Annotated in this window: 1 pseudogene; it reads right to left on the minus strand. The window is 45.7% G+C overall.

From position 1 onward, the window contains the following. Positions 1-82: 82 nt before the first annotated feature. Positions 83-302: pseudogene (locus CWC11_RS21860) on the minus strand (DNA topoisomerase IV subunit B); the annotation flags it as partial.

Below are 302 nucleotides of genomic sequence, written 5' to 3' on the forward strand. Positions count from 1 at the left end.
ATCGTTTGCCAGTGCAGGTGAACTTAATAACGCTACTGCCAGTGTCGTCGCTACCGTGGTCAATTTGCTATGTATTTTCATGTTAAACCTCTGCCTTATCTCCGTGCTGCTCAAGCCAAATTTTACGGTCGCCAGAGCGCTTCTTAGCTAACAGCATATCCATCATTTCGAGGGTTTGTTCAGGCTCATCTAATGTCAGCTGAACTAAACGTCTAGTATTTGGATCCATGGTGGTTTCACGCAATTGCAACGGGTTCATTTCACCCAACCCTTTAAAGCGTTGTACGTAGATCGGAAGGAGC

This window comes from Pseudoalteromonas sp. S3178 (assembly GCF_005886985.1).
Lineage (GTDB): Bacteria > Pseudomonadota > Gammaproteobacteria > Enterobacterales > Alteromonadaceae > Pseudoalteromonas > Pseudoalteromonas carrageenovora.